This is a genomic window from Halobacterium zhouii, assembly GCF_021249405.1.
Classification (GTDB): Archaea; Halobacteriota; Halobacteria; order Halobacteriales; family Halobacteriaceae; genus Halobacterium; species Halobacterium zhouii.
In genome coordinates this window covers 827714-853301 of the sequence record NZ_CP089593.1, presented here as the reverse complement: position 1 = coordinate 853301, position 25588 = coordinate 827714, and the positions used below count along the sequence as shown (strand labels likewise).

Annotated in this window: 31 protein-coding genes; 10 read left to right on the top strand and 21 right to left on the bottom strand. The window is 66.9% G+C overall.

Annotation, left to right across the window (positions count from 1 at the left end; translation table 11 throughout):
* Positions 1 to 31: 31 nt before the first annotated feature.
* Complete coding sequence (locus tag LT970_RS04380) at positions 32 to 676, bottom strand: uracil-DNA glycosylase family protein (RefSeq protein WP_232688244.1); 645 nt, start codon at positions 674 to 676, stop codon at positions 32 to 34.
* A gap of 159 nt (positions 677 to 835) precedes the next feature.
* On the opposite strand from LT970_RS04380, the gene LT970_RS04375 reads away from it, so the two are divergent.
* Both LT970_RS04375 and LT970_RS04370 read left to right on the top strand, forming a co-directional pair.
* Positions 836 to 1138 (top strand): hypothetical protein, encoded by a 303-nt coding sequence (locus LT970_RS04375; RefSeq protein ID WP_232688243.1) that lies wholly within the window; start codon positions 836 to 838, stop codon positions 1136 to 1138.
* 86 nt (positions 1139 to 1224) lie between these two features.
* Positions 1225 to 1596: a winged helix-turn-helix transcriptional regulator gene (locus tag LT970_RS04370; RefSeq protein WP_232688242.1), complete on the top strand. Its 372-nt coding sequence runs from the start codon at positions 1225 to 1227 to the stop codon at positions 1594 to 1596.
* Positions 1597 to 1644: 48 nt separating this feature from the next.
* Here LT970_RS04370 and LT970_RS04365 read toward each other — a convergent pair whose 3' ends face one another.
* The 6 genes from LT970_RS04365 to LT970_RS04340 all read right to left on the bottom strand — a co-directional run bounded on the left by LT970_RS04365 (position 1645) and on the right by LT970_RS04340 (position 6197).
* The gene (locus LT970_RS04365; RefSeq protein WP_232688241.1) at positions 1645 to 1929 is read right to left on the bottom strand and encodes a MarR family transcriptional regulator; all 285 of its coding nucleotides are present in this window, start codon (positions 1927 to 1929) and stop codon (positions 1645 to 1647) included.
* 124 nt (positions 1930 to 2053) lie between these two features.
* On the bottom strand, positions 2054 to 2347 hold the full coding sequence (locus LT970_RS04360) for an archaellum operon transcriptional activator EarA family protein (protein ID WP_232688240.1): 294 nt from the start codon (positions 2345 to 2347) through the stop codon (positions 2054 to 2056).
* A 142-nt stretch (positions 2348 to 2489) separates the two neighbouring features.
* Complete coding sequence (locus LT970_RS04355) at positions 2490 to 3467, bottom strand: aldo/keto reductase (protein ID WP_232688239.1); 978 nt, start codon at positions 3465 to 3467, stop codon at positions 2490 to 2492.
* A 39-nt stretch (positions 3468 to 3506) separates the two neighbouring features.
* On the bottom strand, positions 3507 to 4769 hold the full coding sequence (locus LT970_RS04350; protein ID WP_232688238.1) for a M61 metallopeptidase family protein: 1263 nt from the start codon (positions 4767 to 4769) through the stop codon (positions 3507 to 3509).
* 100 nt (positions 4770 to 4869) lie between these two features.
* Positions 4870 to 5280 carry a DoxX family protein gene (locus tag LT970_RS04345; protein ID WP_232688237.1) on the bottom strand — a complete coding sequence of 137 codons (411 nt, stop codon included), beginning with the start codon at positions 5278 to 5280 and terminating at the stop codon, positions 4870 to 4872.
* 140 nt (positions 5281 to 5420) lie between these two features.
* Positions 5421 to 6197 (bottom strand): helix-turn-helix transcriptional regulator, encoded by a 777-nt coding sequence (locus LT970_RS04340; RefSeq protein ID WP_232688236.1) that lies wholly within the window; start codon positions 6195 to 6197, stop codon positions 5421 to 5423.
* A gap of 393 nt (positions 6198 to 6590) precedes the next feature.
* Here LT970_RS04340 and LT970_RS04335 point away from each other — a divergent pair, with 393 nt between their 5' ends.
* Complete coding sequence (locus tag LT970_RS04335) at positions 6591 to 6860, top strand: hypothetical protein (protein ID WP_232688235.1); 270 nt, start codon at positions 6591 to 6593, stop codon at positions 6858 to 6860.
* A 130-nt stretch (positions 6861 to 6990) separates the two neighbouring features.
* On the opposite strand, the gene LT970_RS04330 is transcribed toward LT970_RS04335, so the two are convergent.
* The 3 genes from LT970_RS04330 to LT970_RS04320 form a co-directional block, all read right to left on the bottom strand.
* On the bottom strand, positions 6991 to 7836 hold the full coding sequence (locus LT970_RS04330) for a class 1 fructose-bisphosphatase (protein WP_232688234.1): 846 nt from the start codon (positions 7834 to 7836) through the stop codon (positions 6991 to 6993).
* The gene (locus LT970_RS04325) at positions 7837 to 8628 is read right to left on the bottom strand and encodes a class I fructose-bisphosphate aldolase (protein ID WP_232688233.1); all 792 of its coding nucleotides are present in this window, start codon (positions 8626 to 8628) and stop codon (positions 7837 to 7839) included.
* Between the two features lie 73 nt (positions 8629 to 8701).
* Entirely contained in the window at positions 8702 to 9376 is a 675-nt protein-coding gene (locus tag LT970_RS04320) for a DUF7409 domain-containing protein (protein ID WP_232688232.1), read from the bottom strand.
* A gap of 111 nt (positions 9377 to 9487) precedes the next feature.
* Between LT970_RS04320 and LT970_RS04315 the strand changes: the two genes are divergently transcribed.
* Positions 9488 to 10348 carry a 3-hydroxyacyl-CoA dehydrogenase family protein gene (locus tag LT970_RS04315; protein WP_232688231.1) on the top strand — a complete coding sequence of 287 codons (861 nt, stop codon included), beginning with the start codon at positions 9488 to 9490 and terminating at the stop codon, positions 10346 to 10348.
* A 472-nt stretch (positions 10349 to 10820) separates the two neighbouring features.
* Here the strand turns inward: LT970_RS04315 and LT970_RS04310 are convergent, their stop codons facing one another.
* Together LT970_RS04310 and LT970_RS04305 are read right to left on the bottom strand one after the other, a co-directional pair.
* Positions 10821 to 12194, bottom strand: coding sequence for a uracil-xanthine permease family protein (locus tag LT970_RS04310; protein ID WP_232688230.1), 1374 nt, complete (start codon positions 12192 to 12194; stop codon positions 10821 to 10823).
* A 170-nt stretch (positions 12195 to 12364) separates the two neighbouring features.
* On the bottom strand, positions 12365 to 13408 hold the full coding sequence (locus LT970_RS04305) for a phytoene/squalene synthase family protein (RefSeq protein ID WP_232688229.1): 1044 nt from the start codon (positions 13406 to 13408) through the stop codon (positions 12365 to 12367).
* Between the two features lie 91 nt (positions 13409 to 13499).
* Here LT970_RS04305 and LT970_RS04300 point away from each other — a divergent pair, with 91 nt between their 5' ends.
* Positions 13500 to 14642, top strand: coding sequence for an acyl-CoA dehydrogenase (locus tag LT970_RS04300; protein ID WP_232688228.1), 1143 nt, complete (start codon positions 13500 to 13502; stop codon positions 14640 to 14642).
* A gap of 85 nt (positions 14643 to 14727) precedes the next feature.
* Positions 14728 to 15756, top strand: a complete 1029-nt coding sequence (locus LT970_RS04295; RefSeq protein ID WP_232688227.1) for a hypothetical protein — start codon at positions 14728 to 14730, stop codon at positions 15754 to 15756.
* Positions 15757 to 15779: 23 nt separating this feature from the next.
* On the opposite strand, the gene LT970_RS04290 is transcribed toward LT970_RS04295, so the two are convergent.
* Together LT970_RS04290 and LT970_RS04285 are read right to left on the bottom strand one after the other, a co-directional pair.
* Complete coding sequence (locus LT970_RS04290) at positions 15780 to 16094, bottom strand: AzlD family protein (protein WP_232688226.1); 315 nt, start codon at positions 16092 to 16094, stop codon at positions 15780 to 15782.
* A complete protein-coding gene (locus LT970_RS04285; RefSeq protein ID WP_432419604.1) occupies positions 16087 to 16899 on the bottom strand; it encodes an AzlC family ABC transporter permease in 813 nt (270 codons plus the stop codon). The genes LT970_RS04290 and LT970_RS04285 overlap by 8 nt, the downstream gene beginning before the upstream one ends.
* 134 nt (positions 16900 to 17033) lie before the next feature.
* Between LT970_RS04285 and LT970_RS04280 the strand changes: the two genes are divergently transcribed.
* The 3 genes from LT970_RS04280 (at position 17034) to LT970_RS04270 (ending at position 18928) form a co-directional block, all read left to right on the top strand.
* Positions 17034 to 17309 carry a DUF7111 family protein gene (locus LT970_RS04280; protein ID WP_232688225.1) on the top strand — a complete coding sequence of 92 codons (276 nt, stop codon included), beginning with the start codon at positions 17034 to 17036 and terminating at the stop codon, positions 17307 to 17309.
* Positions 17310 to 17384: 75 nt separating this feature from the next.
* Positions 17385 to 18551 (top strand): thiolase domain-containing protein, encoded by a 1167-nt coding sequence (locus LT970_RS04275; RefSeq protein ID WP_232688224.1) that lies wholly within the window; start codon positions 17385 to 17387, stop codon positions 18549 to 18551.
* On the top strand, positions 18548 to 18928 hold the full coding sequence (locus LT970_RS04270; RefSeq protein ID WP_232688223.1) for a Zn-ribbon domain-containing OB-fold protein: 381 nt from the start codon (positions 18548 to 18550) through the stop codon (positions 18926 to 18928). Before LT970_RS04275 ends, LT970_RS04270 begins: the two co-directional genes overlap by 4 nt.
* 39 nt (positions 18929 to 18967) lie before the next feature.
* Here the strand turns inward: LT970_RS04270 and LT970_RS04265 are convergent, their stop codons facing one another.
* From LT970_RS04265 to LT970_RS04245, 5 genes are all read right to left on the bottom strand, one after another.
* Positions 18968 to 19909: an alpha/beta fold hydrolase gene (locus tag LT970_RS04265; RefSeq protein WP_232688222.1), complete on the bottom strand. Its 942-nt coding sequence runs from the start codon at positions 19907 to 19909 to the stop codon at positions 18968 to 18970.
* A 25-nt stretch (positions 19910 to 19934) separates the two neighbouring features.
* The gene (locus LT970_RS04260) at positions 19935 to 20693 is read right to left on the bottom strand and encodes a hypothetical protein (RefSeq protein WP_232688221.1); all 759 of its coding nucleotides are present in this window, start codon (positions 20691 to 20693) and stop codon (positions 19935 to 19937) included.
* On the bottom strand, positions 20683 to 21468 hold the full coding sequence (locus LT970_RS04255) for a hypothetical protein (RefSeq protein ID WP_232688220.1): 786 nt from the start codon (positions 21466 to 21468) through the stop codon (positions 20683 to 20685). The genes LT970_RS04260 and LT970_RS04255 overlap by 11 nt, the downstream gene beginning before the upstream one ends.
* Positions 21469 to 21579: 111 nt before the next feature.
* The gene (gene meaB, locus LT970_RS04250) at positions 21580 to 22557 is read right to left on the bottom strand and encodes a methylmalonyl Co-A mutase-associated GTPase MeaB (RefSeq protein WP_232688219.1); all 978 of its coding nucleotides are present in this window, start codon (positions 22555 to 22557) and stop codon (positions 21580 to 21582) included.
* 1 nt (position 22558) lies between these two features.
* A complete protein-coding gene (locus tag LT970_RS04245) occupies positions 22559 to 22975 on the bottom strand; it encodes a cobalamin B12-binding domain-containing protein (protein ID WP_232688218.1) in 417 nt (138 codons plus the stop codon).
* 120 nt (positions 22976 to 23095) lie between these two features.
* On the opposite strand from LT970_RS04245, the gene LT970_RS04240 reads away from it, so the two are divergent.
* On the top strand, positions 23096 to 23704 hold the full coding sequence (locus tag LT970_RS04240; RefSeq protein WP_232688217.1) for a DUF420 domain-containing protein: 609 nt from the start codon (positions 23096 to 23098) through the stop codon (positions 23702 to 23704).
* A gap of 116 nt (positions 23705 to 23820) precedes the next feature.
* Here the strand turns inward: LT970_RS04240 and LT970_RS04235 are convergent, their stop codons facing one another.
* Positions 23821 to 24567, bottom strand: a complete 747-nt coding sequence (locus tag LT970_RS04235; protein ID WP_232688216.1) for an ABC transporter permease — start codon at positions 24565 to 24567, stop codon at positions 23821 to 23823.
* Positions 24564 to 25520 carry an ABC transporter ATP-binding protein gene (locus LT970_RS04230; protein WP_232688215.1) on the bottom strand — a complete coding sequence of 319 codons (957 nt, stop codon included), beginning with the start codon at positions 25518 to 25520 and terminating at the stop codon, positions 24564 to 24566. Before LT970_RS04230 ends, LT970_RS04235 begins: the two co-directional genes overlap by 4 nt.
* Positions 25521 to 25588 lie beyond the last annotated feature (68 nt).

Sequence of the window (25588 nt, the reverse complement as noted above, 5' to 3'; positions counted from 1 at the left end):
GCCGCGGGATTCACAGTGGGCAGACATGTGACTATCGAACCACGTAGGGCTCCGGGCCGACGAGGAACCGACCGAGGTCTGACTCCCGGCGGTAGTCGGTCTCCCGAAGCGCACGGAGCGCGTCGACGTACGCCTCGGCGTCGCCCTCGCTCCACTCCCGGGGGTCGAGTGCGGGCACGACGAGCCAGCCACTGCCGCGAAGTTCATCGGCGTGCACGTCCTCGAGGGTCACGTCGTCGGGGTCGATGGCGGTGTACGTTTCGAGGACGTGGCGGGTCGCGCGCTCGCCCACCGGCAGGAGGACGTGGGCGGTGATGGCCCGCAGTTCCGCGTCGAAGAACGGTTCGAGTTCGACGTAGTCCGCCTCGCTCGGCTCTGACGGGACGTCTTTCGAATCGTCGCTCGGGTCGCCTGGCACGCACATGTGGAGGTACGAGAAGAACGCGTTCGAGGGTTCGCCCTCCACGAGCAGGCCGGCGTCCGCGAGCGCGCGCCGGAGGCGGGTCGCTGCCTCAGTCCCGGTGAAGGGGACGCCGGACTCCACACCACCGTGGACGCCGGGGTGGTCGCCGACGACGTGGAAGTCGGCGTTCGCGTCGCCGTATCCGGGAACGGCGGTTTCGCACGGCGGGCGCATGTCGAAGGGGTTGCTCGTTCGGTCCGTGACGTTCTGCACGCGCCTTCGTACTCCCCACTCGGATTTAAGCGCCCCGCGACGGACCGAGCCACAGACCGAACGGGTGATTGATTGGGCACAGACTGAGCGGGAAACGGATCGGACCACAGACCCGAACGGGGAACGAATCAGGTCCAGGCCCGGACGGCCACCGCTACTTTGGACGTGGTCGACCAACAACGAGTCATGGTCGGAACGAACCCAGACACGCCGACGAACGCGTTCGACGACATCCCAGGGGAAGTCGACGGGTCGCGCCTCGTCGGCGTGGACTCGGCCGGCGCGCCAATCTACTACGACGAGACCGCCGAGACCGCCTACGTCGGCAGTGAAGGCGCTGAGGGCTGGACAACCGGCGAAGAACGAGGGTCCGGGCCTATCTCGGACGTGATCGCCCGGATCGAAGAGCTGACCGGGTGGGACGCGCTCTCGGAGTACGGCGAAGACGGCAGAAACTCGTAGCGGGCGGAGACGACCGAACCACGTAGCGGGCGAGCATCGTGCCTGGGTGGGTAGCCTTAACTGGCGCAGTTGCGTAGCGGGGTCGTATGGACGACATCGAGCAGTTGCCCGCCTGGTGTCCGGGAGAGGGATGGTGTTCGATCACGGCGACAGCGTCCCTCGTCGGGAAGAAGTGGCATCCCGTCATCATCCACCGCCTCCTCGAGCACGGCGAACTCGGGTTCAACGCGCTCCAGTCCGAAATCGAGGGCGTCTCGAGCAAGGTGCTCTCCGAGAGCCTCGATGACCTGGAGGAAAAGCGAATCGTCTCCCGGGACATCGTGAGCGAGAAGCCGGTCCGCGTGGAGTACGCGCTCACCGAACTCGGGCAGTCACTCGAGCCGGTCGTGACGTCGATGGTCGAGTGGGGCGACCGACACCTCGAACCCGTCGACGAGGAGACCGCGTCGGTCGTGTAGGTGGACGAGGAAAGGAGAAAGCGGAGAACCGGCGGACGAGCGGAGTAGTTACTCGGCGAGCGCCTCCGAGACGGCCTCCTCGGTCTCGGACTCCGTGTCGTCGTCCTCCAGGGAGAGTCGGTAGAGGTTCTGGCGCGCGTCCGGGATGTAGATGTCCTTCTCGACGACGTCTACCTCCTGGAGGCGGTCGAGCGCGTCGCGGACGGTGCGCTGGGACAGCCGGGAGTTCTCGACGATCTGTTTCTGCGTCAGGCCGCCGTTGTACTCCAGCACCTTGAGGACGAGTTTCGCGCTCGGCGGGAGGTCCTGAACGGATTCGTCGGTGGCAGTCATGTATTAGTTCGGAGGGACGCCACGCCCTTAGGCACTCGGTAACCGTGGTGTGAGCGGGTTACGTACTGGTAACCGTGGTAGTGTGAGGGTCAATCTGTCCGCTCACGAACAGTCATCCGCGGGGTCAGTCCGCGTCTACCGGTGACGCGTCGAGATACTGGCGCTTCCACTCGATGCGTTCCGCGAGGACGCGCCGGCCGTCGTCCGTGACGCGGTAGAAGTTCGTCCGGGAGTCCTGCTCGCCTTTCTCGACGAGTCCGCTCTCGACCAGCGAGTCGAGGTTCTGGTAGACGCGGGCGTGCAACACTTCCGATCCGTAGTACTCCGTGAGTTCCTCCTGAACGGTCATCCCCTTCGGTTCGTCGAGGCCACACAGCACGCAGATCAGGTCCCACTGGAATCCCGTTAGCTCCTCCATGGACCAATCGTAGCACCCCCAAATTATAGTGGTTTCGGCGTCGAAATATATAGCCGACGACGGGCTCTAGTCGACCCGACCAGCGGGCAGCCACAGATAGCAGTCCGGCCAGTCGTCTTCTACGCCCCAAAGCGCGTTTCTATCAGTCGTGTCCGGACACCGGAACCGGCTGGTAGGGCTCTTCGAGATACTCGATGTCGGAGTCCGAGAGGTCGATGTCGAGTGCCTCGACAGCGTCCTCCAGGTGCTCGACGCTCGTGGTGCCGACGATGGGGGCGTCCACCCAGTTCTTGTGGAACAGCCACGCGAGGGCTATCTGGGCCATCTTCACGTCCTTCCGGGCGGCGAGTTCCTGCACGCGCTCGTTAATCTCGGGGCCGCCGCCCTCCCGGTAGGGGTGTTCGTACATGTGCTCCTCCGTGGACCCGCGCGTCGTCGCGTCGACGTCCTCGTGGGGGCGCGTGAGGTAGCCTCGGGCGAGCGGTGACCACGGCATCACGCCGACGCCCTCGCGCTCGCACAGTGGCAGCATCTCGCGTTCCTCCTCGCGGTACGCGAGGTTGTAGTGGTTCTGCATCGTGACGAACCGCTCGTAGTCCTCGCGCTCGCTGGTGTGCAGGGCTTCGGCGAACTGGTGGGCCCACATCGAGGACGCGCCGACGTACCGCGTCTTGCCCCGCCGGACGGCGTCGTCGAGGGCCGCGAGCGTCTGCTCGACGGGTGTGTCGTCGTCCCACCGGTGGGTCTGGTAGAGGTCGACGGTGTCCATCCCGAGGCGGTCGAGGGAAGCCTCGAGTTGGTGGTCGATGGCCTTCCGGGAGAGACCGCCGGAGTTCGGGTCGGCGTCGTCCATCTGGAAGTACCCCTTGGTGGCGACGACCTGGGCGTCCCGTTCGTACCCCGCGAGGACGTCCCCGAGAACGCGCTCCGACTCGCCGTTCGAGTACATGTTCGCGGTGTCGAAGAAGTTGACCCCGAGTTCGATGGCGCGCTCGATGATGGGCGCGGCGTCGTCCTCGTCGAGCACCCACGGGCGCCACTCCGAGGAGCCGAAACTCATACACCCCAGGCAGATGCGACTCACCTTCATCCCGGTGTCGCCGAGCGTCGTGTACTCCATGTACGTGCTCTCGCGGGGAACCACCAAAACGGTTGGCGGTCACGTCAAACCGGACGCGTCGGTCGACGCGTTGCCTGGAGCCGGACCCAGCGACTCGTTCGTGGGAATCGACGCGTAGGCGACCGGCTTCGTCGGCATCGTCGGCAGCGCGGTGCCGTTCACGTAGCGCTCGAACCAGTCGTCGAAGGACCTGCCAGCGGCCTCCTCGACGAGGCGCCTGAAGTCCGCGACTGTCACCGCCCCCTCGTGGTCGTTCATCCGGGCGATGACCCACTGGAGCGAGCGCTCGCCGTCCGACGCCAGGCGGATGCGGGCGTCGAGTGCGGCCGCGACCATCGCGCCCTTCTCGTAGGGAACGTCGGTCGTCCGCCAGGTGGCAGGCGCGTCGATGGTCGCGTTACCGGTCGGGCCGACGTTCCGGAGGTACGTCTGGAACGAGTCGAAGGACACCCGGCCCTGCCGGTACGCGAACAGCGCGCCGTAGTACTCCGCGCTGGCCTCGCGGAACCACGCCATCCGGTTGGTGGCGGTCCAGTTCTGTCGCGTGTGGACGTACTCGTGGACCCAGACGTCGTTGGCGGTGGACAGCGAGGACATCCCGTGCACCCAGAGGTCCTGCGCGTGCTCGGTCTCCCACCCGGACGTCAGCCCGCCGCGCCGAATCGGGTCCGGCGCGACGAACACGGTGACGTGGTCGTCGCGCGCGCCGACGCGGAGACCGGTGGCGCTCGCCTCGAGCGCGTCGAGAATCCGGTCCGGGGAGACCTCCACGGCCTCCGGAACGACGAGGGTGATTCGCTGACCGGCGACCCGCCGGTCGTAGCGCTCGTGTGGCCCCCAGTACGCGATGTCCGCGCCGGCGACGCCCGACCAGCCGTCGGCGTACCGCTCGGTGACCGACCAGTCCTCGCTGGTGGTGGCGTACTCGGGTTCGACGCGGTGCCGGCGGAACATCGCCCACGAGTCCGTCACCGCCACGTTCTGCCCCGCGTACGACGAGCGCGGGTCGTGGACCGAGACGGTGTACACGAGCGTGGCGATCGACGGACCGTCGAGTCGGTAGTCGAACTTCCCATCGGCGTCCTCGAGGTTCCTCGCGGAGAGTACCGTCGCGTTGCTCGGGAGGCGAACGCGGACCGTCGCGTTCGGGACGTGGAACGTCGCGGTCACGCGGACGGTGTCCCCCTCCTCGCCGCGAACTTGGTAGGTGACGCCGAGGTCACCGTCCGTGCTCAATCCCGGGACGATGGCGACGGCAGCGAGCGCCACAACCACGAACAACGCGATGCCGTGCCAGCGCACGGACGTATCGACGTGAGCGAATCCCGAAAACGTGTTTACCAGATAACATTATCGGGCGGAGTTGCGGAACGTCACTGCGGAGTGGGCACGTGGTGTCGCCCTAGAACAGTCCGACGCCGAGCGCGTACTGCCACTCCACGGTGCTGATGGCGAGGACCACGAGCGCAGCGCCGAGCAGTTCGAGGTTCTTCAGGAAGTGAGTCATCTCCCCCTCCGCCTGGTCCTCCGGGACCGCCCAGAAATCGTGCATCAGCGGTGTCGCGACCAGCAGGAACACCGCTATCGCGGCCGCGCCGAGCGTCGCGTACGCGCCCGCCGCGACGGCGAGTCCGCCGAGGACGAGCATCACACCAGACACGACGGTCAGCAGTCGCGCCGCCGGGATGCCCTTGGACTCCGCGTACCCGGACATGTAGTCGACGTTCTGGAAGTGGTTCACCCCCTGGAACACGAACACCAGTCCGAACAACAACCGACCCACGAGCAGGCCGGCCGCTGCGGTTCCAGTCACTACCACGCCAGATCACCGCTGGTTACGTGATACATACCACTGCCGAGGAACCACGACCGGAAAGGTGTTGTAGGCGTCTGCGTCACCCGGTAACAGCGGTGTTATCCAGCGATCTGACTGGTTCGCCGGCCTGCCGTCGCTCACATTGGAACGCGGTCCGCGTTCGAACGGAGTTCGTCGAGTAGGTCAGTAGCCCACTCCACCGCCCGGTCGTCGTCGTTCTCTAGGACACCGAAGACGCCCTGCTCGTCGTACACGAGCGCACCGACCACCGTTTGCCGTCCGATATCCACGACGAGGAGACTGTACTCGAGTGTGCGGTTCGCACACAGGAGGTCGAGACACTCCGTCTCGAGTGTCTGGTCGAGCGTGTCGCGATAGTTCGCCACTAACTCCTCCAACACGTCCGGTGTGACCACGAGGTCGACCGGGACGTCGTGGTTCAGAATGTTCTCCCGGAACACGTCCACGTACGACGGCAAAACGACGTTCGTGAATCCCCGGACGCTCGTCGCGTTCTGGAGGTGCTCGAGCAGCGCGCCCGCTGGCCGATTGGGCGTCACTCGGTCCGGTTCGACGACGTCGGCGTTCCGAAGCATGGAGACGTCCATCCTCGACGATGCCCCCATCCGCTCTAGCACCGCTCCCGCGGCGTCGAGACTAGACACGTCGGCCGCGAACGACTCGAACGCCGTGAGCGCGAGACGCCCTTTCAGCGTGATCTCGACGGCCCCCTCGCACCGCGCGACGAAGCCGTGAGACTCGAGGCGCCGGATCGCCCGGTCGACGGTCGAACGCGACACCGACAACGCGTCGACGAGGTCGCGTTTCGACTCGGCGCCCGCGCGAAGGGATCGCAACAGCTCTGCCCGCCGCGCGAGAAGTTCGACCGTGCTAGCCACGTCACCGTCCACCATCGTGGTTCGGTCTATCAGTCAAACGTAAATTTCTGTGGGTAGGCGTATAAATGACCAGTAGACTTAGGTGAGTTCGCCAGATTTCGACAACACGGCCAGTAGATGAAGTAAAGACACTCGAGAAGAGACCATTCGACGCTGGTGTTTCGACACCGGCTGTGCCTCTGACACGCTCCGCGCCGCCGGCACAGCAGTCGGCGGCCCACGGAGCACTAGCGCGTGTTCTGTAGAGTCCTCGTAGACGTCGACAGTCGACTTGATGGCCGTTCCGCCGGACCGTATTACCGTGTCGGTGGCGTGTACGCCGTTACCCGGGGAAATCGCTTGACCAGAACAGTGAGGAGACGCCACTTCCGCGGTAACTTCATCTCGTTACCGCACCCAGATGTAATCATGGAAACAGTTACTCCACGCGAGGCGCTCGCGTACGCCCTGAGTCGGGAGATGGCCGTCCTGTACGTCGTCGTTCTTGGCGGCTACGTGGCGATGCTTCTCGGCGGCTGGTTCGCTGCCGACTGGGCGGTTCGCGGCGGCGGTGGCGGACTCGTCGGCCAACTCCTCGCGGCGGTCTTCTTCCTCGCCGGGTTCACGGCAGTCCTCGGTGGTCTCATCGGATTCGTGTACAAGGTAATCGCGGACGCCAACGACGTGGCCCGGACCTGATGGCGCCCGGCATTCCCAGACTCGATTCACGGCCTCGACCGGCCCCACCCGGTCGTTCGACGGGTCGTTGACAGCCGTCGACAAGTGGGATGACTCCGAGGAGAGGGGTAAGGAACTGGAGAACCGAAAACTAGTCCGAAAGCGCGGCCTCCAGGTCCTCGATGACCGACTCGTTCCCGACGAATGTCGGCGTCCGCTCGTGGAGGCCATCGGGGTCGAGGTCGAGCAGCGACCGCGTGCCGTCACTCGACGCGCCACCCGCCGTCTCGACGATGTACGCGATGGGCATCGACTCGAAGCACGCGCGTAGTTTCCCCTCGGCCTGGGACTGCAAGCCCGGATAGCCGAAGACGCCGCCGTACTCCAGCACCTGATTCACGTCCGCGATCATCGCGCCACCGTACCGGAGTTTGAGTTCCTGCTCGACGTCGCGCACGTACGCCTCGAAGGCCTCGGTCCAGTCAGGTACGCGCCCACCGAACCCGTACACGACGGGGTTCTCTGGCAGTTCTACGCCACCGAGGTCGGTACGCTCGCCTCCCTCCAGGAGGTACTCCGTGACGTCACCGTCGCGGGCCACTGTCATCGTCGTGATCGGTCCGTACAGCACGAACGCCGCCGCGACGAGACTCGACCCCGGCGCCGGCAGCGGTTCGTCGTACACGCCGACGACCGTCCCACAGGGGTTGTTCGACTTCACGTTCGAGGAACCGTCGAGCGGGTCGACGGCGACCGCGACGCCGTCCTCGGCGTCCCCCACGGTCAGCGGATCGGCTCGCTCCTCGCTGCCGTACCAGTTCACGCCGTCCACGTCGGCGAGACGGTCGTACAACAGGTCGTCCGCCCACAGGTCCGCCTCGAGTTGCGCCTCGCCGCTCTCGTTTTCCGTCTCCGCCTTCGTGCGGCGCTCGGGCAACCCTGCTCGGATCTCGGGGGCCGCGTCGGCCACGACGTCGAGTACACGCGATACCGACATTTAGATCCGGGAGAGCGCCTCGTCGACGGTCGTCTCCTCGTAGATGACCGCCTCCAGGCCGTCGAGGAACCCCGCCGCGTTCTCGCGCTGCCAGACGTTCCGACCGACCGCCAACCCGGCCGCGCCCGCGTCGATGGCGTCTTTCACGGTCGAGAGGAACTCGCGGTCACTCGTCTTCGACCCGCCCGACATCACGACTTTCGTCGGGCCCGCCGCGTTCACCGCGTGGGACATCGAGTCCGGATTACCGGGGTACTTTACCTTCGCAATGTCCGCGCCAAGTTCCAGCGCCTGCCGCGCCGCGTACGCGATGGTGCCCGGCTTCTTGTCGTTCTTGAGACCCTGGCCGCGCGGGTACGACCACATCACCACGGGCAGGTCGTGCTCGCGGGCGGCTTCCTGGGCCTTCCGGAACTCCTCGGCCATCTCGATCTCGTTGTTCGACCCACCGTACATCGTGAACCCGATGGCGTCCGCGCCGACCTCTGCGGCGTAGTCCACCGACCAGTTCACGGACGAATCGGGCTCTCCCATCCAGAGGTTCGACGTGCCGTTGAGTTTCGCGAGGAGGTTCACGTCGTCCTCGTAGGAGGGGTAGTACGCCTCGGCGACTCCCTTCTGGACGGCGAGCGAGGACACCGCGTCGTGGGTCGCGACGTCCCACACCGTCTCCGGGTCCATCGTCTCGGGCACGTCCTCGAAGTCCACCGGGCCGTGTTCGAGTCCGTGGTCGTACGCGAGAATCAGTACTTTCCCGTCGCGCGCAATCGGGGAGTCCTCGAACGAGAGCATCAAGCAAACGTGCGGCAAGGACGTATAAGTGTCTAACTGTCCGAACGGAGCGTCGTCGGCCGTTCTGACGGCGTTATTTACTCGAATCCGAGTACGAGTCGAGTTCGCGGGCCGCGCACTGCCACGCCTCGACGAGGTCGGCAGGAATATCCAGTGAGTCCGCTGTCCGTTCCACGTTCGCGGTTTCGAGGCTACGGACCGACGTGATGCCGGCACGCGCGAGCAGTTTGGCGTCGCCGTCGGCGACGCCCTCGAGTGCGGTCACCGGCGTGGGTTTCGACCGCTCCCGCCACGAGATTTCGCTGCGATCCGCGTTCTCGTCCTCGTTCGGCCACGACTGCCGTTGCCACTCGGCCTCCGCGTCGGATTCCGGGTCGCTCGCCGATATCGGTCTGTCCCGCCACGCGGCCTCCTCCGCGGCGGCGTCGCCGCTCCCGTCGGCGGACGCGTTCGCGTCGTCGCCGTAGCTCGCGGCCACCCACTCGCGTTCGTCGTCGTGCAGGCCGCGAACCTGTTCGGCGCGCCGGCCGAGATCCTGGCCGCCCTCGAAGGACCACTGAAGGGAATGTTCTCGGCGAATCCGAGCGGCGACTCCAGGGTTCACGCCCGCCGCCACGAGGTCCGCGTGCGACACCGTCTTCGACTCGATGGCGCTCGCTTCGACGTCTGCGTCCGTCAGCGCGTCCGCTGTCGCCGGACCGACGTGTCGAAGTGCGAGTAGCGCATCGCGGGTGTCGCTCTGTGCCACGGTTGCCAGATGGATACCACCGGAGGTGCTTGAGTGTTTCCACGTTTCACCCGTCTCGCGTGGTTTCCGCGTTCCGGCATCCTTAGGTGGAGTCGTCGTGCAGGTACGCGCATGCGCGACCTCGAAGACATCGAGACCGTCGGCGTCGTCGGCGCGGGAACGATGGGCGCGGGCATCGCTCAGGTGAGCGCGATGGCCGGGTACTCCGTCGTGATGCGCGACGTCGAGACGGAGTACGTCCAGCGTGGCTTCGACAGCATCGAGGACTCACTCGACCGGTTCGTCGAGAAGGAGGAACTCGACGAAGGGGAGAAACTCGACGTGCTCGAACGCATCCAGGGCACGACCGAGCTCTCCGAGCTCTCGGACTGCGACGTCGTCGTAGAGGCCGCCGTGGAGAACATGGACGTCAAGCAGGACATCTTCGCGGACCTCGACGAGGAACTCCCCGAAGACGTCGTACTCGCCACGAACACGTCCACGCTCTCGATCACCACCATCGCGTCGGTCACCGACCGCCCCGAGGACGTGGTCGGCCTCCACTTCATGAACCCCGTCCCAGTCATGACGGGTGTCGAGGTCGTAGTCGGTGAGAAGACCGACGATGACGTTGTCGAGTTCGCCCACCAGTTCGCGGAGGCGCTCGACAAGGAGACCTGGGAGTCCGACGACAAACCCGGATTCGTCACGAACCGCATCCTGATGCCGTGGCTCAACGAGGGCATCCGCGCGTTCGACGAGGGCGTCGCGTCGAAGGAGGACATCGACAAGGGGATGAAACTCGGCACGAACGTGCCGATGGGTCCCCTCGAACTCGCCGACCACATCGGTCTCGACATCTGTCTCGACGCGAGCGAGACGCTCCACGAGGAACTGGGCGACCGCTACAAGCCCGCCTACCTCCTCAAGCGCAAGGTCGACGCCGGCGACCTCGGCAAGAAGACCGGGACGGGCTTCTACGACTACGAGTAGCGCCGAGTATCTCGAACAGGGCTTGCAGGCGGCGAACTGTCTCCGATGCGCTCTGCCGCCGTTCTACATCCGGGCGCATCGGGCGGTTTCTACGTCACGCCCCGGGTTGGTCCCGGCTTCTTACTTGAATCTACGCAGCCGGCAGATATCGGCAGTCGAACCAGCCGGTAGTTGTTAGCATCCGCGAGCGAGGGCTTGAAAAGCCTGAGCGAAGCGGTTCACTCCGCGAACGAAGTGAGCGGAGGCCGACGACTGAGCGGAGCGTTAGCGAAGTCGTTCGAGAGAGCGAAGCTCTCTCGTGATAACGAGAGACGCCTCCGGCGTCTCTCGGACCACGAAGGAGGAGTGCTTTTGGCCGAGCTTTTGCCGAGTTGAGCGGGACCTCCGGTCCCGCTAACCATGGGAACGGCGCTGTGCGCCGTGAGCAGATGAGGCTCGCGGAGCGCGCCTCACGCAGCGCAAAAGGTCGAGCTTAGTCGTCCGCAGAGACGGTCGTATCAGCGGGCGAGCGGTCGCCGAAGGGGGCGTCTTCGGGGAGAACGACGTTGAGGATGAGTGCGGCGAAGCCGCCGGTGATGAGGCCGGAGCCGAAGAACAACTGGGCGTCCTGTGGAAGCTGGGCGAGGGCTTCGGGGCGGAGTTTGACCGCGAGGCCGAGACCGATGGAGGCGGCGACGATGGTCATGTTGCGGTGGGTGAACGCGACGTCGTCGTAGAGGATGCGCACGCCACTGGAGAAGATCATGGAGAAGACGAGGAGCGCGCCGCCGCCGAGAACTGGCGCGGGCATCGCGGAGACGATGGCGCCGACCTTGGGGACGAAACCGAGGACGAGTAGGAACGCGCCGCCGATAGCGACGACGTGTCGGCTGGCGACCCCGGTGAGGTTGATGAGGCCGACGTTCTGGCTGAAGGAGGTGTTGGGAAGGGAGCCGACGAGCGCGCCGAGCGCGCTCATGAGACCGTCGGCGACGAGACCACCCTCGAGTTCGTCCTGGGTGGCGTCGCGCCCGACGGCGCTGGTGGTTCCGGAGATGTCGCCGATGGTCTCCATGGCGGTGGTGACGTAGAGGAACGCGATGGTGACGATGGCGCCGGGTTCGAAGGCGACGCCGTACGGGAGGAGTTCGGGGGCGGCGAACCAGGCGGCGTTTGCGACGCCCGCGAAGTCGACCATGCCGAGGGGGATGGCGACGAGGTAGCCGGCGAGGATGCCGACGAAGACGCTGGCGATGCGGACGAAACCCTCGAACAGCTGGTTCAGGCCGAGCGTGACCACGAGGACGAGGCCAGCGAGCGCGAGGTTCTCGAGCGCGCCGTAGTCGGCCGCGCCGGCGCCGCCGGCGGCGTAGTCCATACCGACGGGGATGAGCGTGAGGCCGATGAGCATCACGACGATGGCGTTGACGAGCGGCGGGAAGAACTGCTTGATGTGGCCGAAGGAAAAGCCGAGGACCGTCTGGAAGAGGCCGCCGACGAGGCAGGCGCCGAAGACGGCGGCGATCCCGTACGTGTTCCCGATGCCGATGATGGCGGCGACGAACGGGAAACTGGTCCCCATGACGATGGGGAGGCGCGCGCCGACGGGCCCGATGGGGTACGCCTGAACGATGGTGGCGACGCCGGCGACGATGAGCGCTACCTGGACGAGGTAGGACATCTGTCCAGTGAGCGCGCCGATGCCGCCGGCGACGATGATGGCGGGCGCGACGTTCCCCAGGAACATTGCAAGAACGTGCTGTAATCCGAGTAGAACTGCCTCCGGAAGCGGTGGCTCCTCTTCGATTCCGTACGTTATATTTGGACCCGCTTCCGCCGAATCTGTCGTTGAATCCCCGGTTGCCATATCGTGGCTGTGTACGCCACCCATTTGAACATTGTGGATACATGCACCAAAACCGACCTATGCAGTGAATTTTATGCAGCTTCTTGCATTCCTGGGTGGGTGGTTCGCTTCGCCGTGGTGAATCGTCGCGAACGAGAGGAGGTGGCTGCTGAACGAAACGTGATCGCTGTTTACCGCAACGGCGCGCCCGCAATCTGCTCGCGGAGCCCCGCGAGCGAAGACTGGTCGAACTCGCCATACACCTGCTCGAGGACCGCCTGAACCTCCGCGCGCGAGACCTTCACGTCGCCTTCCACGACGACGTCTGCCGGCCGCCGTTTCAGCTCTCGAATCGTACCGACAGCGAGCAGGAACGGCACTGCCCACGCGGCCAGCGTGTTGCCCTGGGTCGTGGGCATCACCTCCAGCCAGCGCTGGGCGCCGTCCGCGTAACCGCGGGCGCGGTCAGTGACGCGATCGACGACGGAGCCGACGGCCTCCGCGTTCGACGGGTCGGCGACCGCTTCCGGGTCGACGCCCTCGTCGTCGAGCCACGTATCCGGGAGATAGACGTTGTTCTCCTCCCGGTAATCGTCGCTCACGTCCTTCGCGACGTTCACGAGCTGGAGAAGCAACGCGAAGGACTGGGCGTGGGTGCGCATCGCCTCGGCGTCCTCGGTGTCCGCGACGTCCGCGAGGAGTTCCGTCACGAGTTCCCCCACCGTGCCCGCGACGTACCAGCAGTACTCCTCGAGTTCGCTCGGGGACTGGATGCGGAGGCCGCCCTCGTCCTCGTAGCGCTCGACGAACGCCGCCATCCCCGTCGCCATCTCCCGAACGGTCGGGCGGATAGCCTCCTGTGCGTCGGCATCGAGGGATTCGAACACGCGGACGATTTCCGCTGTCTCCGAGACGACAGTCCAGTCGGCATCCGGGTCGGCGGGAATCCACTCGTCGACCGCCGACAGGAACGCCGCCGGTGTCGTCTCCGAGTCGGGGTCGAGCGCTTCGTCGTACGTCCGCAGAAGATTCGCCTGCTCGGCTGGGGGTATCGAACCTGCGTCCTCAATGGTGTCAGCTACTCGGCAGAGAAGGTACCCGACGCAGATTCGCGTGGCCATTGGCTCCTCGAGCGCGTCGATCGTCAGCGCGAACGTGCGCGAAACGTCCTGAACCACCGAGTGGCACCACTCTCGACCTATTTTCACTTGTTTCGGGGGGTGACCTCCAGCCATCGCTGTCGTCTGCTAAGAGAAGGAAGCGCAAAAAGGGACGGGCCGCGGCAGCGATGAGAACAGTAAAGGAACGAGACGGCAACCCCTATTTATGGACTTCAGCCTCACTGCCGAGCAACGGCAGATACGGGACATGGTCGCGGAGTTCGTCGACGAGGAAGTGAAGCCGCGGGCCGCAGAGATCGACGAGACCGACGAGTTCCCCGCGGACCTCGTCGACCAGATGGCCGAACTGGGCCTGATGGGGATGCCGTTCCCCGAGGAGTACGACGGCGCGGGCCTCGATTATCACTCCTACGCCATCGGCCTCGAGGAGATCGCGCGCGGTAGTGGCGGCCTCGGCACCATCGTTGCCGCGCACACGAGTCTCGCGGGCAACATGCTCTACGAGTACGGCGACGAGGACCAGAAACAAGAGTATCTCGCGGCGCTCAACCGGGGCGACGACATCGGCGCGTTCGCGCTCTCTGAACCCGGCGCCGGCTCCGACGTCCCCGCGATGGAGACGACCGCCGAGAAGGACGGAGATGCCTACGTGCTGAACGGCGGCAAGCTCTGGATTTCGAACGGCAGCGTCGCGGACACCGTCACGGTGTTCGCGAAGACCGACGAGGACGCCGGCCCGAAGGGGGTCTCGTCGTTCGTCGTGCGCCCGGAGGACGACGACGGGTTCCACGTCGAGGGCACCGAGCACAAACTCGGCGACAAGGGCTGTCCGACCGCCGAGTTGCGCTTCGACGACATGCGGATTCCCGAGGATCGCATCCTCGGTGAGGAGGGTGACGGCTTCCGGCACGCCCTGGAGACGCTGAACGGCGGGCGCATCACCATCGCCGCGCGGTCCATCGGCCTCGCGCGCGCCGCCCTCGAGGACAGCCTGGAGTACGCCCAGGACCGCGAGCAGTTCGACCAGCCCATCAGCGAGTTCCAGACCATCCAGCACAAACTCGCGGACATGGACACGAAGATCCAGTCCGCGAAGCTCCTGATGCACGACGCGGCGGACAAGAAGATCCGCGGCGAGGACTTCATCAAGACCGCCGCGCAAGCGAAACTCCACGCTTCCGAGATATCCCGGGAGGTCACGAACGAGGGCATCCAGATCCACGGCGGCTACGGCTACACCACGGACTTCGAGGTGGAGCGGTACTACCGCGACGCGAAACTCAACGAGATCTACGAGGGCACCAGCGAGGTGCTCCGGAACACCATCGCGCAGCGACTGTTGGAGTAAAGAGGACGCCAGCAACGGGCCACCGAGCGAGAGGGTCCCACGCCACCCCGAACTATTTGTCCCCCACCCGAGAAGTCGGGTTTCGATGCCACCCGCGCAGACCTTCGACGGAGCGGACGCCGCGTTCCGCGTCCACGGCCTCGTTTGCCACCGGTACGAGGCACCGAGCGGGGACGCCGTCCTCGACGTGGAACTCGAGGACGGCACGCTGCTGTCCGTCCGTGACCCCGAGGAGCGCTACCCGCCGGCGCTGGTCGGCGAGTCGCGCACGCTGTCTGTGGCGATAACCGGCTACCAGCGTGTGCGCCCGGCAGACCGGGAGGTCACTGGACTGTGGACGTCGGACGAGGGGTGCGCCGGCGTCGTCGGGCGGCGAACGGCCCACTGCTCGTGGGACGGTCGCCGAGTTGCAGTGCCACTCGACATCGCCGGGACGCCTGTGGGCGTGCCGCTCCGGCAGACCACGCGGCCCGCCCGCGAGGCCGGCGCGGCGGACGAAGTCGTCGCGGACGCGGGAATCGACGAGTGCGCGTACGTCGCCGTGGACGACGCCCGACTGGTGGTGTGTGACATCGACGAGGACGTCGACACGGACCCGTACGCGGATACCGTCCACGAGGACGTGGCCGTCAGGTTCGACCTGAACGACGAGCGGTTCCGGTCGAAACTCGCGGAAGGAAACAGATTGGCGATGGTCGGTTTCCGCGTTCGCCTCGACGGCCGGTGGTTCCTCGGCGACGAGGAGCGAGCCAATGCCGTCGACTTCCTCGGAATCATCACGCAGTTCGCTATCGCCACGCGTACCGTCCTCGAGGGCGGGTCAAGGGAGATCCAGTGCATGGACTCCCCGACCAGGTTCCGGTTCGAGGCGGTCGACGACGAGACGATGCGACTCGTCCACACTGACCACAGGGGGAAGCCGCTTCACTTCGACTTCCCGCCGGAGGGGCCACGAATCGACACCCAAGCGTTCGCCCGCGCGCTCCTCGAGGAGATTCGGGAACTTCTCCGGGTGGCATGGGAGGTCGGTCAGGTCGACCTCGAGGAGGTGGAGGGTATCCGTCAGGCGTCCATCGACCTCAGGCATTCCCTCGAATCGCGGACCGACGAGTGAACGCAGGCGCGTTCACCCGGATATCAGACAACTGCCCTGAGCGCGAGCACCGAGGCGGCCCCGACAATCAGCGACAGCAGGAGGTTCCCCGTCCGCTTTGCCACCACGGCGGTCACGGCCGCCGCGCCCCACTCCGCCGGCCCGCCGTTCACGAGAGCGGGCGCGACGAACGCCACCATGACGGCGCCGGGGAGCGCGTCGAACCCGGCCTGCACGCGCTCGGAGATCTCGACCCGGCCGAGCGCCCAGAGGCCGCTGGCCTTCGTGGCGTACGTGACGACGGCCATCGCGAGAATCACCGCGACGACGTTCGAGCGGAGGACGAGCGCGTCACTCATCGTAGAACAACACCTCCACGCCGGCGCCGGCGAGCGCCCCCGCGAGAATGTACCACTGGCCGGGGACCACGGCGTTCACGGTGACCGCCACGGCAGCGGCGGCGGCCCACGGTCGGAGCGACTCGCGGCCCTCCCAGAAGCCGACGGCGAGCGTGACGAACAGCGCGGTGACGACGAAGTCGAGACCGAAGCGCGCGGGGTCGCCGACGAGACCGCCGGCCGTCGCGCCGAGAACCGTCGAACCCACCCAGAGCAACCAGAGGACGAGGCCGCTGCCGAGCAGGAACGCACCGCGCGTGCTGCCCGCGCGGAACTCCGCCATCGAGAGCGCCCAGTTCTCGTCCGCGAAGAAGAACACGCTGCCGTACGCTTCCAGCGGCGAGAGGTGACGGAACCACGGGCGGAGCGCCGCCCCCATCAGCACGTACCGGAGGTTCACGATGGCGGTCGTGGTGACGACAGCGACGGCGGGAATCGGGTTGGCCCACAGTTCGACGGCGACGAGTTGTGCCGCGCCGGCGAGGACGGTGGCGCTCATCAGCGCAGCTTCGGCGACGCTCAGGCCGTACTGGCGGGCGACGACGCCGAACACGACTCCGTAGCCGGCGACGCCGACCGCGACCGGGAACCCGGTGACGAAGCCCTCGCGGACGCCCGCCAGCGTGAACGACAGCGACTGGCCGGTGGCCGCGTTCCGTCGCTGGTCGTCGACGGCGTCCGCCGGTGCGTCAGCGCCGTCGGGTTCGTCGGAACTCGTTCCGACGGCGTTCTCGCCCGGTTCGCCACTGGGACCGGATTCAGTCACTACTGCTCCCCCGAATGACAGCGCGCATACCGTACGGCGTGCGCGCCGCGGACATAAGTTCGTCCGAATCGGCAGCGTTTCACGCACCGACGCGACCCGACTCGTTTTTCCCGCACCCCGCCGAACCACCGACAATGACCGAGGAGACCGCCGAGGCGAACGGCGTCACCGCGCGCTACCACGAGACGGAGGCCGAGCGCGTCCTGGCGTTCGAGCGGAACGAACAGACGGCGGCAGTCGCGCAGAACGTCGATGGGTACGCGATGTTGAAGGTGCGGCCGAGCGCGGACGGCGACGAACTGGAACGCTACTACGGATTCGACATGGCCCTCGACCACGCGGCCGAGTTGCTCGGCGTCCCGCCGAACGACCTGCCGATTCCCGACGCGGCCGTTGACATGGGAATGTAGTAACAGGCAGTAACTGCGGGAGCAGTCCCCCCCGGTTCCGCACACCTTTTGAACCGGCCTGAACTATTGTGAGGTATGACGAACGCGCGAGTCGCCGGGGTTGGTCTCACCCACTTCGGGAACCACCCCGAGCGCACGAGCCGCGACCTGTTCGCGGAAGCCGGCCTCGCCGCCCTCGACGACGCCAGCGTCGACCCTGCGGACGTGGAAGCAGTCCACTACGGGAACTTCATGGGCGAACTGAGCGAGCACCAGGGTCACCAGGGCCCGCTCGCGGCAGAATCACTCGGCGTACACGCACCCGCAACGCGGTACGAGAGCGCGTGTGCGTCCAGCGGCGTGGCGCTCCGGCAGGCGGTGCGGGACGTGCGCAACGGCGAAGCCGACGTGCTCGTCGTCGGCGGCGCCGAGCGCATGAACAACCTCGACACCGCGCGGACGACGGAGGCGCTCGCAATCGCGGCGGACGAACTGTACGAGGTGCGCGCCGGGATGACGTTCCCCGGAGCGTACGCGCTGATGGCGAACGCGTACTTCGAGCAGTTCGGCGGGACGCGCGAGGACCTCGCGCACATTGCGGTGAAGAACCACGAGAACGCGGTGGGCAACGACCACGCGCAGTACCAGAGCGAGATCACCGTCGAGGAAGCGATGGACAGTCCGCCCGTGGCGTCGCCGCTCCACCTCTACGACGCCTGCCCAATCACGGACGGGGCGAGCGCCGTCGTGCTCGTGAGCGAGGACTACGCCGAGCGAAACGATCTCGACGCGTCCATCGCCATCACGGGAACCGGGCAGGGCGGCGACATGATGGCGCTCCAGGACCGCGAGAACGTGGCGACGTCGCCCGCCGCGACGGACGCCGCGGACGAGGCCTACGCGGACGCCGGCGTCACCGCAGGCGACGTCGACGTGGCCGAGGTCCACGACTGTTTCACCATCGCGGAGGTGCTCGCGACGGAGTCTCTCGGCTTCTTCGAGACAGGTGAGGGAGTGGCCGCGGCGCGCGACGGCGTGACCACGCGCGAGGGCGATCTGCCGGTGAACCTCTCGGGCGGCCTGAAAGCGAAGGGCCATCCGGTCGGTGCGACCGGCACCAGCCAGGTCGCGGAACTGACGCGGGTGTTGCGCGGGGACCACCACAACAGCGAGTACGTGCCGGACGCCCGGGTCGGCGTCGCGCACAACGCGGGTGGCACGGTCGCGAGTGCTGTCGTACACGTCTTGGAGGTACAAGAATGACGGAGACCAGAGACGCGGGCTACGACGACTGGCTCGACGCCCTCGAATCGGGCGACGGCTACTACCTGGAGTGCGCGAACGGCCACGGGAGTCTGCCGCCGCGGCGCGTCTGCCCGCACTGCGCGAGTCGAGAACTCACCGAGGAACCGCTCCCCGAGACGGGAACGGTCGAGACGCACACGACGATTCACGTCGCGACGCCGTCGTTCGTGGACGACGCGCCGTACGTCACGGCGGTCGTGGACTTCGGTCCGGTTCGACTGACGGGTCAGGTGCTCGCGGACGAGGCGGACGCCGAGAACGGCCTCGAAGTCACGCCACGGGTCGGCGAGAGCGAGACGACGGGCGAACGGTTGCTCTGCTTCGAACCGCGGTAGTCGGGCCGCGCGCCGCCTCGGTCCCCGCGGTCGGCGTGGTCACTCCGCTTCGAGACGAGGCAGGTCCTTGCGGACGGCTTCGAGGAACGCGTCGGGTTGTTCTGCGTGTGGGAGCAAGCGAGTGTCGTCGACAACGACCAGTCGCGCGTCCGCTTCGTCCGCGAGTACGCGGCCGTCGGCGAGCGGCGTGATGGTGGCTTCCCGGCCCCAGACGAGCGTGACGGGACAGTCGGCCGCCGCGAGTTCCCGGCCGAGGTTCACGGTCGGGTCGAGGTAGCCGCTGACGAACGACGCCGGCGCGAACCGCGCGTTCGGCTGGTGGGCGGTCCGCCACTGGTGGTCCAGGAGTTCGTCGGGGACGTTCGCGGCGCGGTAGAAGGCGTCGCGCTCGTCGAACGCGCGCAGCGAGGGCTTGCTCACGAGCGCGTTGAACAGTCCGGTTCCGAGAACGGGCGACCGAAACAGTCGGCGCACCCACGGGCGGAGCGGCCCGGTGTCCGCCGTCGGACAGACGAGCACGAGGCGGGAGGCGTCGACGCCGTCCGCGCCGAGGGCGGCCGCCGCCCACCCGCCGGCGAGCGAACTCCCGAGCACGACCGGGTCGTCGGCGGTGTCAGCGAGGAAGTCCGCCAGGAACGACTCGTACAGCGTCGACGTGTACGCCACCGGTGGTCGGTCGCTACAGCCGAATCCCGGCAGGTCCGGCGCGAGGACGTGGTGGTCGGCCGCGAGCGCGTCGAGAATCGCGTCGAATTCAGCGGTCGACGCCGCGGCGTGCACGCCGTGCAGGCAGACGACGTCCGGGTCTTCGGGGTCGCCGGCCTCCGTGTACGCCACGTCGAACCCCCGCCATCGGTAGGTTCCCTGGTCGCCGGCGAGCGCGGGCGGTAACGGGTCCGACCGGGCGGCGAGGACGCGGTTCGCGGCTTCGACGGCGACGAGCCCCCCGACCGCTCCCGCCAGGATTCTTCGGAGTCGCATAGGTCAGAGTTCTACGCCAGAGTGGTTAGGCGTTGTGTCGGTCGCAGTCGGTCGCGTCGCACACTGCAAGGCAGCCGTAGTTCCGGACCTCGAGTCGCGGGGTGACGGTCATCGCGTCCGCTTGCTCGTAGCCGGGAACGTGTTCGGCGGGTATCTTCCGGTCGTCGAGGCGGACCGTCGTGGCGTCGTCGCGTGGAACTGCTACAGTCTGGTCCGCGACCTGGACGGCGACGGTTCCGGGTTCGGCAGTCTCGTCGGTTCCGCCTTCGGCAGCCCCGGCGTTTCTGTCCCCGGCAGTCCTGACTCGGTACGACGGCGCTCCGTCCCACGCGTCTAGCCTGATGAATCTGGTTCGGTGCGGCGTTGCGGACCCGGCAACCGGAAGCACGTCCTCGGTTCCCCGGGTAAACACCGCGGGCGCGGATCGGAACGATTCGAGTCCGAAGACCACCGCGTCGGCGTCGAGCAGGGCGCGGTGTGCCGATTGCGCGAGCGTTGCGTGAACGAGCAGACGCCGCTCGGACCGCGTCGCGGTGTACGGGCGCGGGCCACTCCTTCGGGCGGGGGTTATCGTCTCGTCGCGCAGTTCGAACTCGAGCGTGGCTTCCGTGAAGTGCGTCGAGTCCGCGTCGTCGACCGACCGAGAGCCGGCTGTGGACGACCCCGCGGCGACTGACTGGAGCGCTTGTCCGGCGGCCGATGCGCCACCGACGGCAGCCAGGAAGCGCCGTCGGCCGACTGGTGGGCCTGCACACTTACGCGTCCGGGGTTCGTCACCGGCCACCGGTAGACCCTCCGACGTCGGGCGCGTTCGCCGCCGCGAGTTCCACTGCCTCCCGGGTGCACTCGGTGAGTTCCATGGTGTGAGTGCCGTCCCACGCGTGGTCGCTCTGGCAGCGCCCCCTGCTCGCTTCACCGTAGTACCAGTCGTCACCGCCAGCGTGACCGGTCAGCATCGGCGTCGCGCTGCCGTCGCTTCGCACCACGCCGAGCTGGTGCTCGTCGGGCTCTTCGGGGTCCAGCAGCGTCGTCTGCTCGGCCAGGTAGGTCTCCGGGATGAACGTGTGGAGTGGCTCCTGGATGGCGAAATTCCGGTGTTTCCCGCGGTTGGCTTCCGGTTCAGCCACCCCGAGTATCATTGCCTGTGCGGTGTTGAACGCGCAGTCGGCGAGGCGGTTGACGCGCAGGTCGCGGTGGTAGTCGAGGCTCGCGGGGCCGCCCGAATCCCGGTACTCCGAGGTGACGAGCATGTGGCAGCCGTTCATCGAGGGATACCACTCGGAGTGCTCCGTGAGCCAGTCGATCCACGCCGGCGCTAACTGCTCGTAGGGAGTTTCCGTGGCGTCGAAGCCGGGGTACGTCGTGGGCGCGTACTTGTACGTGTTGTACTGACCGAGATGTCCGTTGTCGGTCAGAATTCCGAACCCCGCGTCGATGGCGCCGGCAACGTATGTGGTGCAGGCGTCGTCGTCAGCCCCTGATTCGTTGGGGTAGAGGACGACGTTCGCCGTGTTCGGTCCGTCCGACGACCCCTCGCCGACCAGTCGCACACTCCCCATGAGCACGTACTGTCGACTCCCAGTAACGTATGCGTTGTAACACGTTTGGGGAGGTTGGTAACCCGACAGTTGTGAGAAGAAGACGAGTGCTGGCCGAACGGGGAACCTGGCTCAGTGCTCGTCGCCGAGACACTCCGCGACCGGGTCGAGGACGTCGTCAGCGAGTTCGTACGGCGTCGTCTCGCCGGCCTCGATGCGGTCGACGAGGGCGTCGACGCCGCCGCGAGCGTCGAGTTCGTCCTCGATGAGCGCGCTCGCGTCCTCGCGAAGGAGCGTCCGGAGTTCCTCCGCGTGGCGCGTGCGGCGCTGTTCTTCTCTTCGCCCCGACTCGTCGAGCCACGCCGCGTGCTCGTCGAGCGTGTCGAGGAACTCCTCGACGCCCTCTCCCGATTTTGCGACGGTTTCGAGGACCTGTGGGTCCCAGTCGTCGGGGTCGCCCTCCCGGTAGTCGAGCATGTTCAGGAGCTCCGTGACCGTTTCGTCCGCGCCCGAGAGGTCGGCCTTGTTCACGACGAACACGTCCCCGATCTCGAGGATGCCGGCCTTCAGCATCTGCACGTCGTCACCCGACGACGGCGGGACGAGCACGGCGACGGTGTCCGCGGTCTTCACGATGTCCACCTCGCTCTGGCCCGCGCCAACCGTCTCGACGATGACCTTGTCCTTGCCGAACGCGTCGAGGGCCTTCACGGCGTCCGCGGTGGCCGTCGAGAGTCCGCCGAGGTTGCCCCGGGCAGACATCGACCGAAAGAACGTGTCCATGTCGCCGGTCGTCGAGGCCATGCGGATGCGGTCGCCGAGCACCGCGCCACCTGTGAACGGCGACGACGGGTCGACTGCGATGACGCCCACCGTGAGGCCAGCGTCGCGGTACGCCTTCGCCATCTTGTCCACGAGCGTCGACTTCCCCGCGCCGGGACTGCCCGTGATGCCGATGACGTCCGCGTCGCCCGTGTGTTCGTACAGCGCGGAGACGATGTCGCGGTAGCCCGGCGAGCGGTTCTCTATCTTCGAGATGACGCGGGCGAGCGCTCGGTGCTTGCCCGCCAGGAGTTCCTGGACGAGTTCGGGTGCGTCCGTGGTCGCCATCTCAGTCACGCCGCTCGACGTTCTCCCGGATGAACTCGATGGTCTCTTCCATCGGCGTCCCCGGCCCGAAGATGGCCGACACGCCCTCCTCGCGGAGGCCCTCGCGGTCCTCGTCGGGGATGATACCGCCGACGATGATGAGCGTGTCCTCGAAGGCGTCGTACTCCTTGAGACCCTCGATGACCTTCGGGACGAGCGTGTTGTGCGCACCCGAGAGGATGGAGATGCCGAGGACGTCGACGTCCTCCTGAACGGTCGCCTGCACCAGTTCGTCGGGCGCCTTGTGGAGGCCGGAGTAGACGACCTCGAAGCCGGCGTCGCGAAACGCCCGCGTAATGACGTGTGCGCCCCGGTCGTGGCCGTCGAGACCAACCTTCGCCACGAGACACCGGATATTGCGCTGGGGTTCCTCGCTCATGTCCAGGAATTTGCTGCATGACGGTTTCACTCTAACGGACTCCTATTTCGCTTTCGGTTGGAGTACTCCAAGCAGGGTTGAAGCGAAAACGGATTGACCCCCGGATTCCAACCATCGGGCATGGCCACAGCGGACGTTCGCGGCTACGCGAGAACCAACCCCGCGCGAGTCACCGCCGTCCTCTCCGTCGTCGGATACGCGCTCGTAATCGGCGCGTTCGCCGGAGTCATCCCTCTCTTTCCGGAACTCGGTCGGGGCGCGGTCGTCCTGTTCTCAGACCTCATCGCCGTCGTGAACACGCTGGCGCTCACCAGTCTGCTCATCGGGTGGCGGCTCATTCGGCGCGGCGAGGTCGAGAAACACCGCGTGGCGATGCTCACGGCGTTCACGCTCATCTGCGTCTTCCTCGTGCTCTACCTCTGGAAGGTCGGCGGCGGCTTCGAGAAGTCCATCGAGATCCAGCAGGGGCAGTTCCTCTACGCGTACGCTGGGGCGGTCGAACTCGTCTACTTCGCGATGCTCGCTATCCACATCTTCCTCTCCGTCGTCGCGGTTCCCGTCGTCCTCTACGCCGTGATTCTCGGTCTCACGCACACCCCGAGTGAACTCCGCGACACAGCGCACGCGAAGTACGGCCGCATCGCCGTCGCGTCGTGGTCACTCAGTCTGTTTCTCGGCGTCGTCACGTACTGGCTGCTGAACCACGTCTACGCGTGGACGCCGCGCTGAGTGTTTTCCTGCGTTTACTCGTCAACCGTCTCGCTTCAGGAATTCGTGGCTTTCTCGCTCAGACCGTAGCCGCACTGACCGCGGCTACTCGTGGATACGACGCCTCGAAAGTCCCCTCATTCCGTCCAGGGAATCACGACCGCACCGACCGCGAACGCGACGACGGCGAGGACGACCACGACAGCGGCGTTCGTGACCACGTCACCGTTCGACGAATACGTCGCTGCGCGTACGCCGCGCGCGAAGTACGCGAGCGGGGAGAGGTCGACAACTGGCCGGAACCAGGCGGGGAACAGATCGGGCTGAATGAACGTCTCCGAGAGGAAGAGCAACGGGAGCGCGATGCCGTTGCTCATGGCGATTGCGCCGTCCTGGCCCTCCGCGACACTCCCGAGCACCGCGCCGACGCCACAGAACAGCACCGAGCCGCCGAGCACGAACACGACGAGCCACGGCGACAGCGCGAACGACGCGCCGGTGAGAAGTAGTGCGACGAGGAGGACGGCGGACGCGGCGGCGATGAGCGCGGCGTTCACCAGGGTGTGAGCGGCCAGCCACTCGCCGCGGGTGAGCGGCGTGGTGGCGAGTTTCTCGAAGCGATTACCCTCACGGAACCGCGCGACGGTGCTTCCGATCCGGGACAGCGGCGTGAACAGGACGACCGTCGCGAGGTAGGCGGGCACGTAGTACGCCGTCGGCTCCGAGAACAGGCCGCCGCCGCCGGTCTGGGTGCGGACGAGGCCGGCGAAGATGACGATGAGCAACACCGGGAAGAAGAACGTGAAAAACACCGCCGTTCGCCGCCGCAGAAACGTCCGGTAGGCCGCGACCGCTTCCGACGTGACGCGCTCGACGCGGCTCATCGCGTCACCCCCGCGTCCGAGGCGTCGCGGCGCGTCGTCGCGCCACCCGCGGCGTCGACGTCCCGAACAACCTCTACACCCCCCGCGAGTTCGAGGTACGCGTCCTCGAGCGTCGGTTCGCGCCACGACAGCGCTTCGAACTCGACGCCCGCGTCGTCGAGCGCGGCGACCACGCCCCCGATGTCCTCGGGCGCGACGTCGCGGAAGACGAGCCCTTCGTCGGTCCGCTCCGCGCGGAACTCACTCGACACGTCGTCTGCGCCGGCGTCCGTCTCCACGACGAGTCGCGTCGGCCCCCCGTGCTGCGCGACGAGTTCGGCCGGCGACCCCGACGCTGTCACGCGACCGTCCGCGAGCAGTGCGACGTCGTCCGCGAGGCGCTCGGCCTCCGCCATGTCGTGGGTGGTGAGCACGATGGTGGTGCCGGCCGCGGCGAGGGACTCGAACACCGACCAGAGCGCGCGCCGACCCGCCGGGTCGACGGCAGTCGTGGGTTCGTCGAGGAACAGTACGTCCGGGTCGTTCACGAGCGCGGCGGCGACGCACGCGCGGCGCTTCTGGCCGCCCGAGAGATCGCCGAACCAGGTGTCGTCGTCAGGGTCGAGGCCGACCTCCGCGAGCACCTCGCTCTGGTCGCGTGCGTCGTCGTAGAGGCCCGCGTAGTAGCCGACGAGTTCCCCCGCTGTAAGCCGGTCCGTCGGCGAGAAGTCCTGGGGGAGCAAGCCGACGCGCTGCTTGCCGGCGTCGGCGGGCGGTTCACCGAGCAGTCGGACCGCTCCCTCGTCGGGCGTCGTCGTCCCTGTGAGACAGCGAACGAGCGTCGTCTTCCCCGCGCCGTTCGGGCCGACCAGCGCGAACACCTCGCCCTCGTCGACGGACAGCGAGACGCCGTCCAGCGCAGCAGTGTCGCCGTAGAACTTCCGCACGTCCTCGGCGGCGAGCACAGATTCCATGCGTGTGGCTCCGTAGTCCCCGCGCTAAAGCACTGCGACTCCGGGACGAGTCTGGTTTCCCAGGCCCG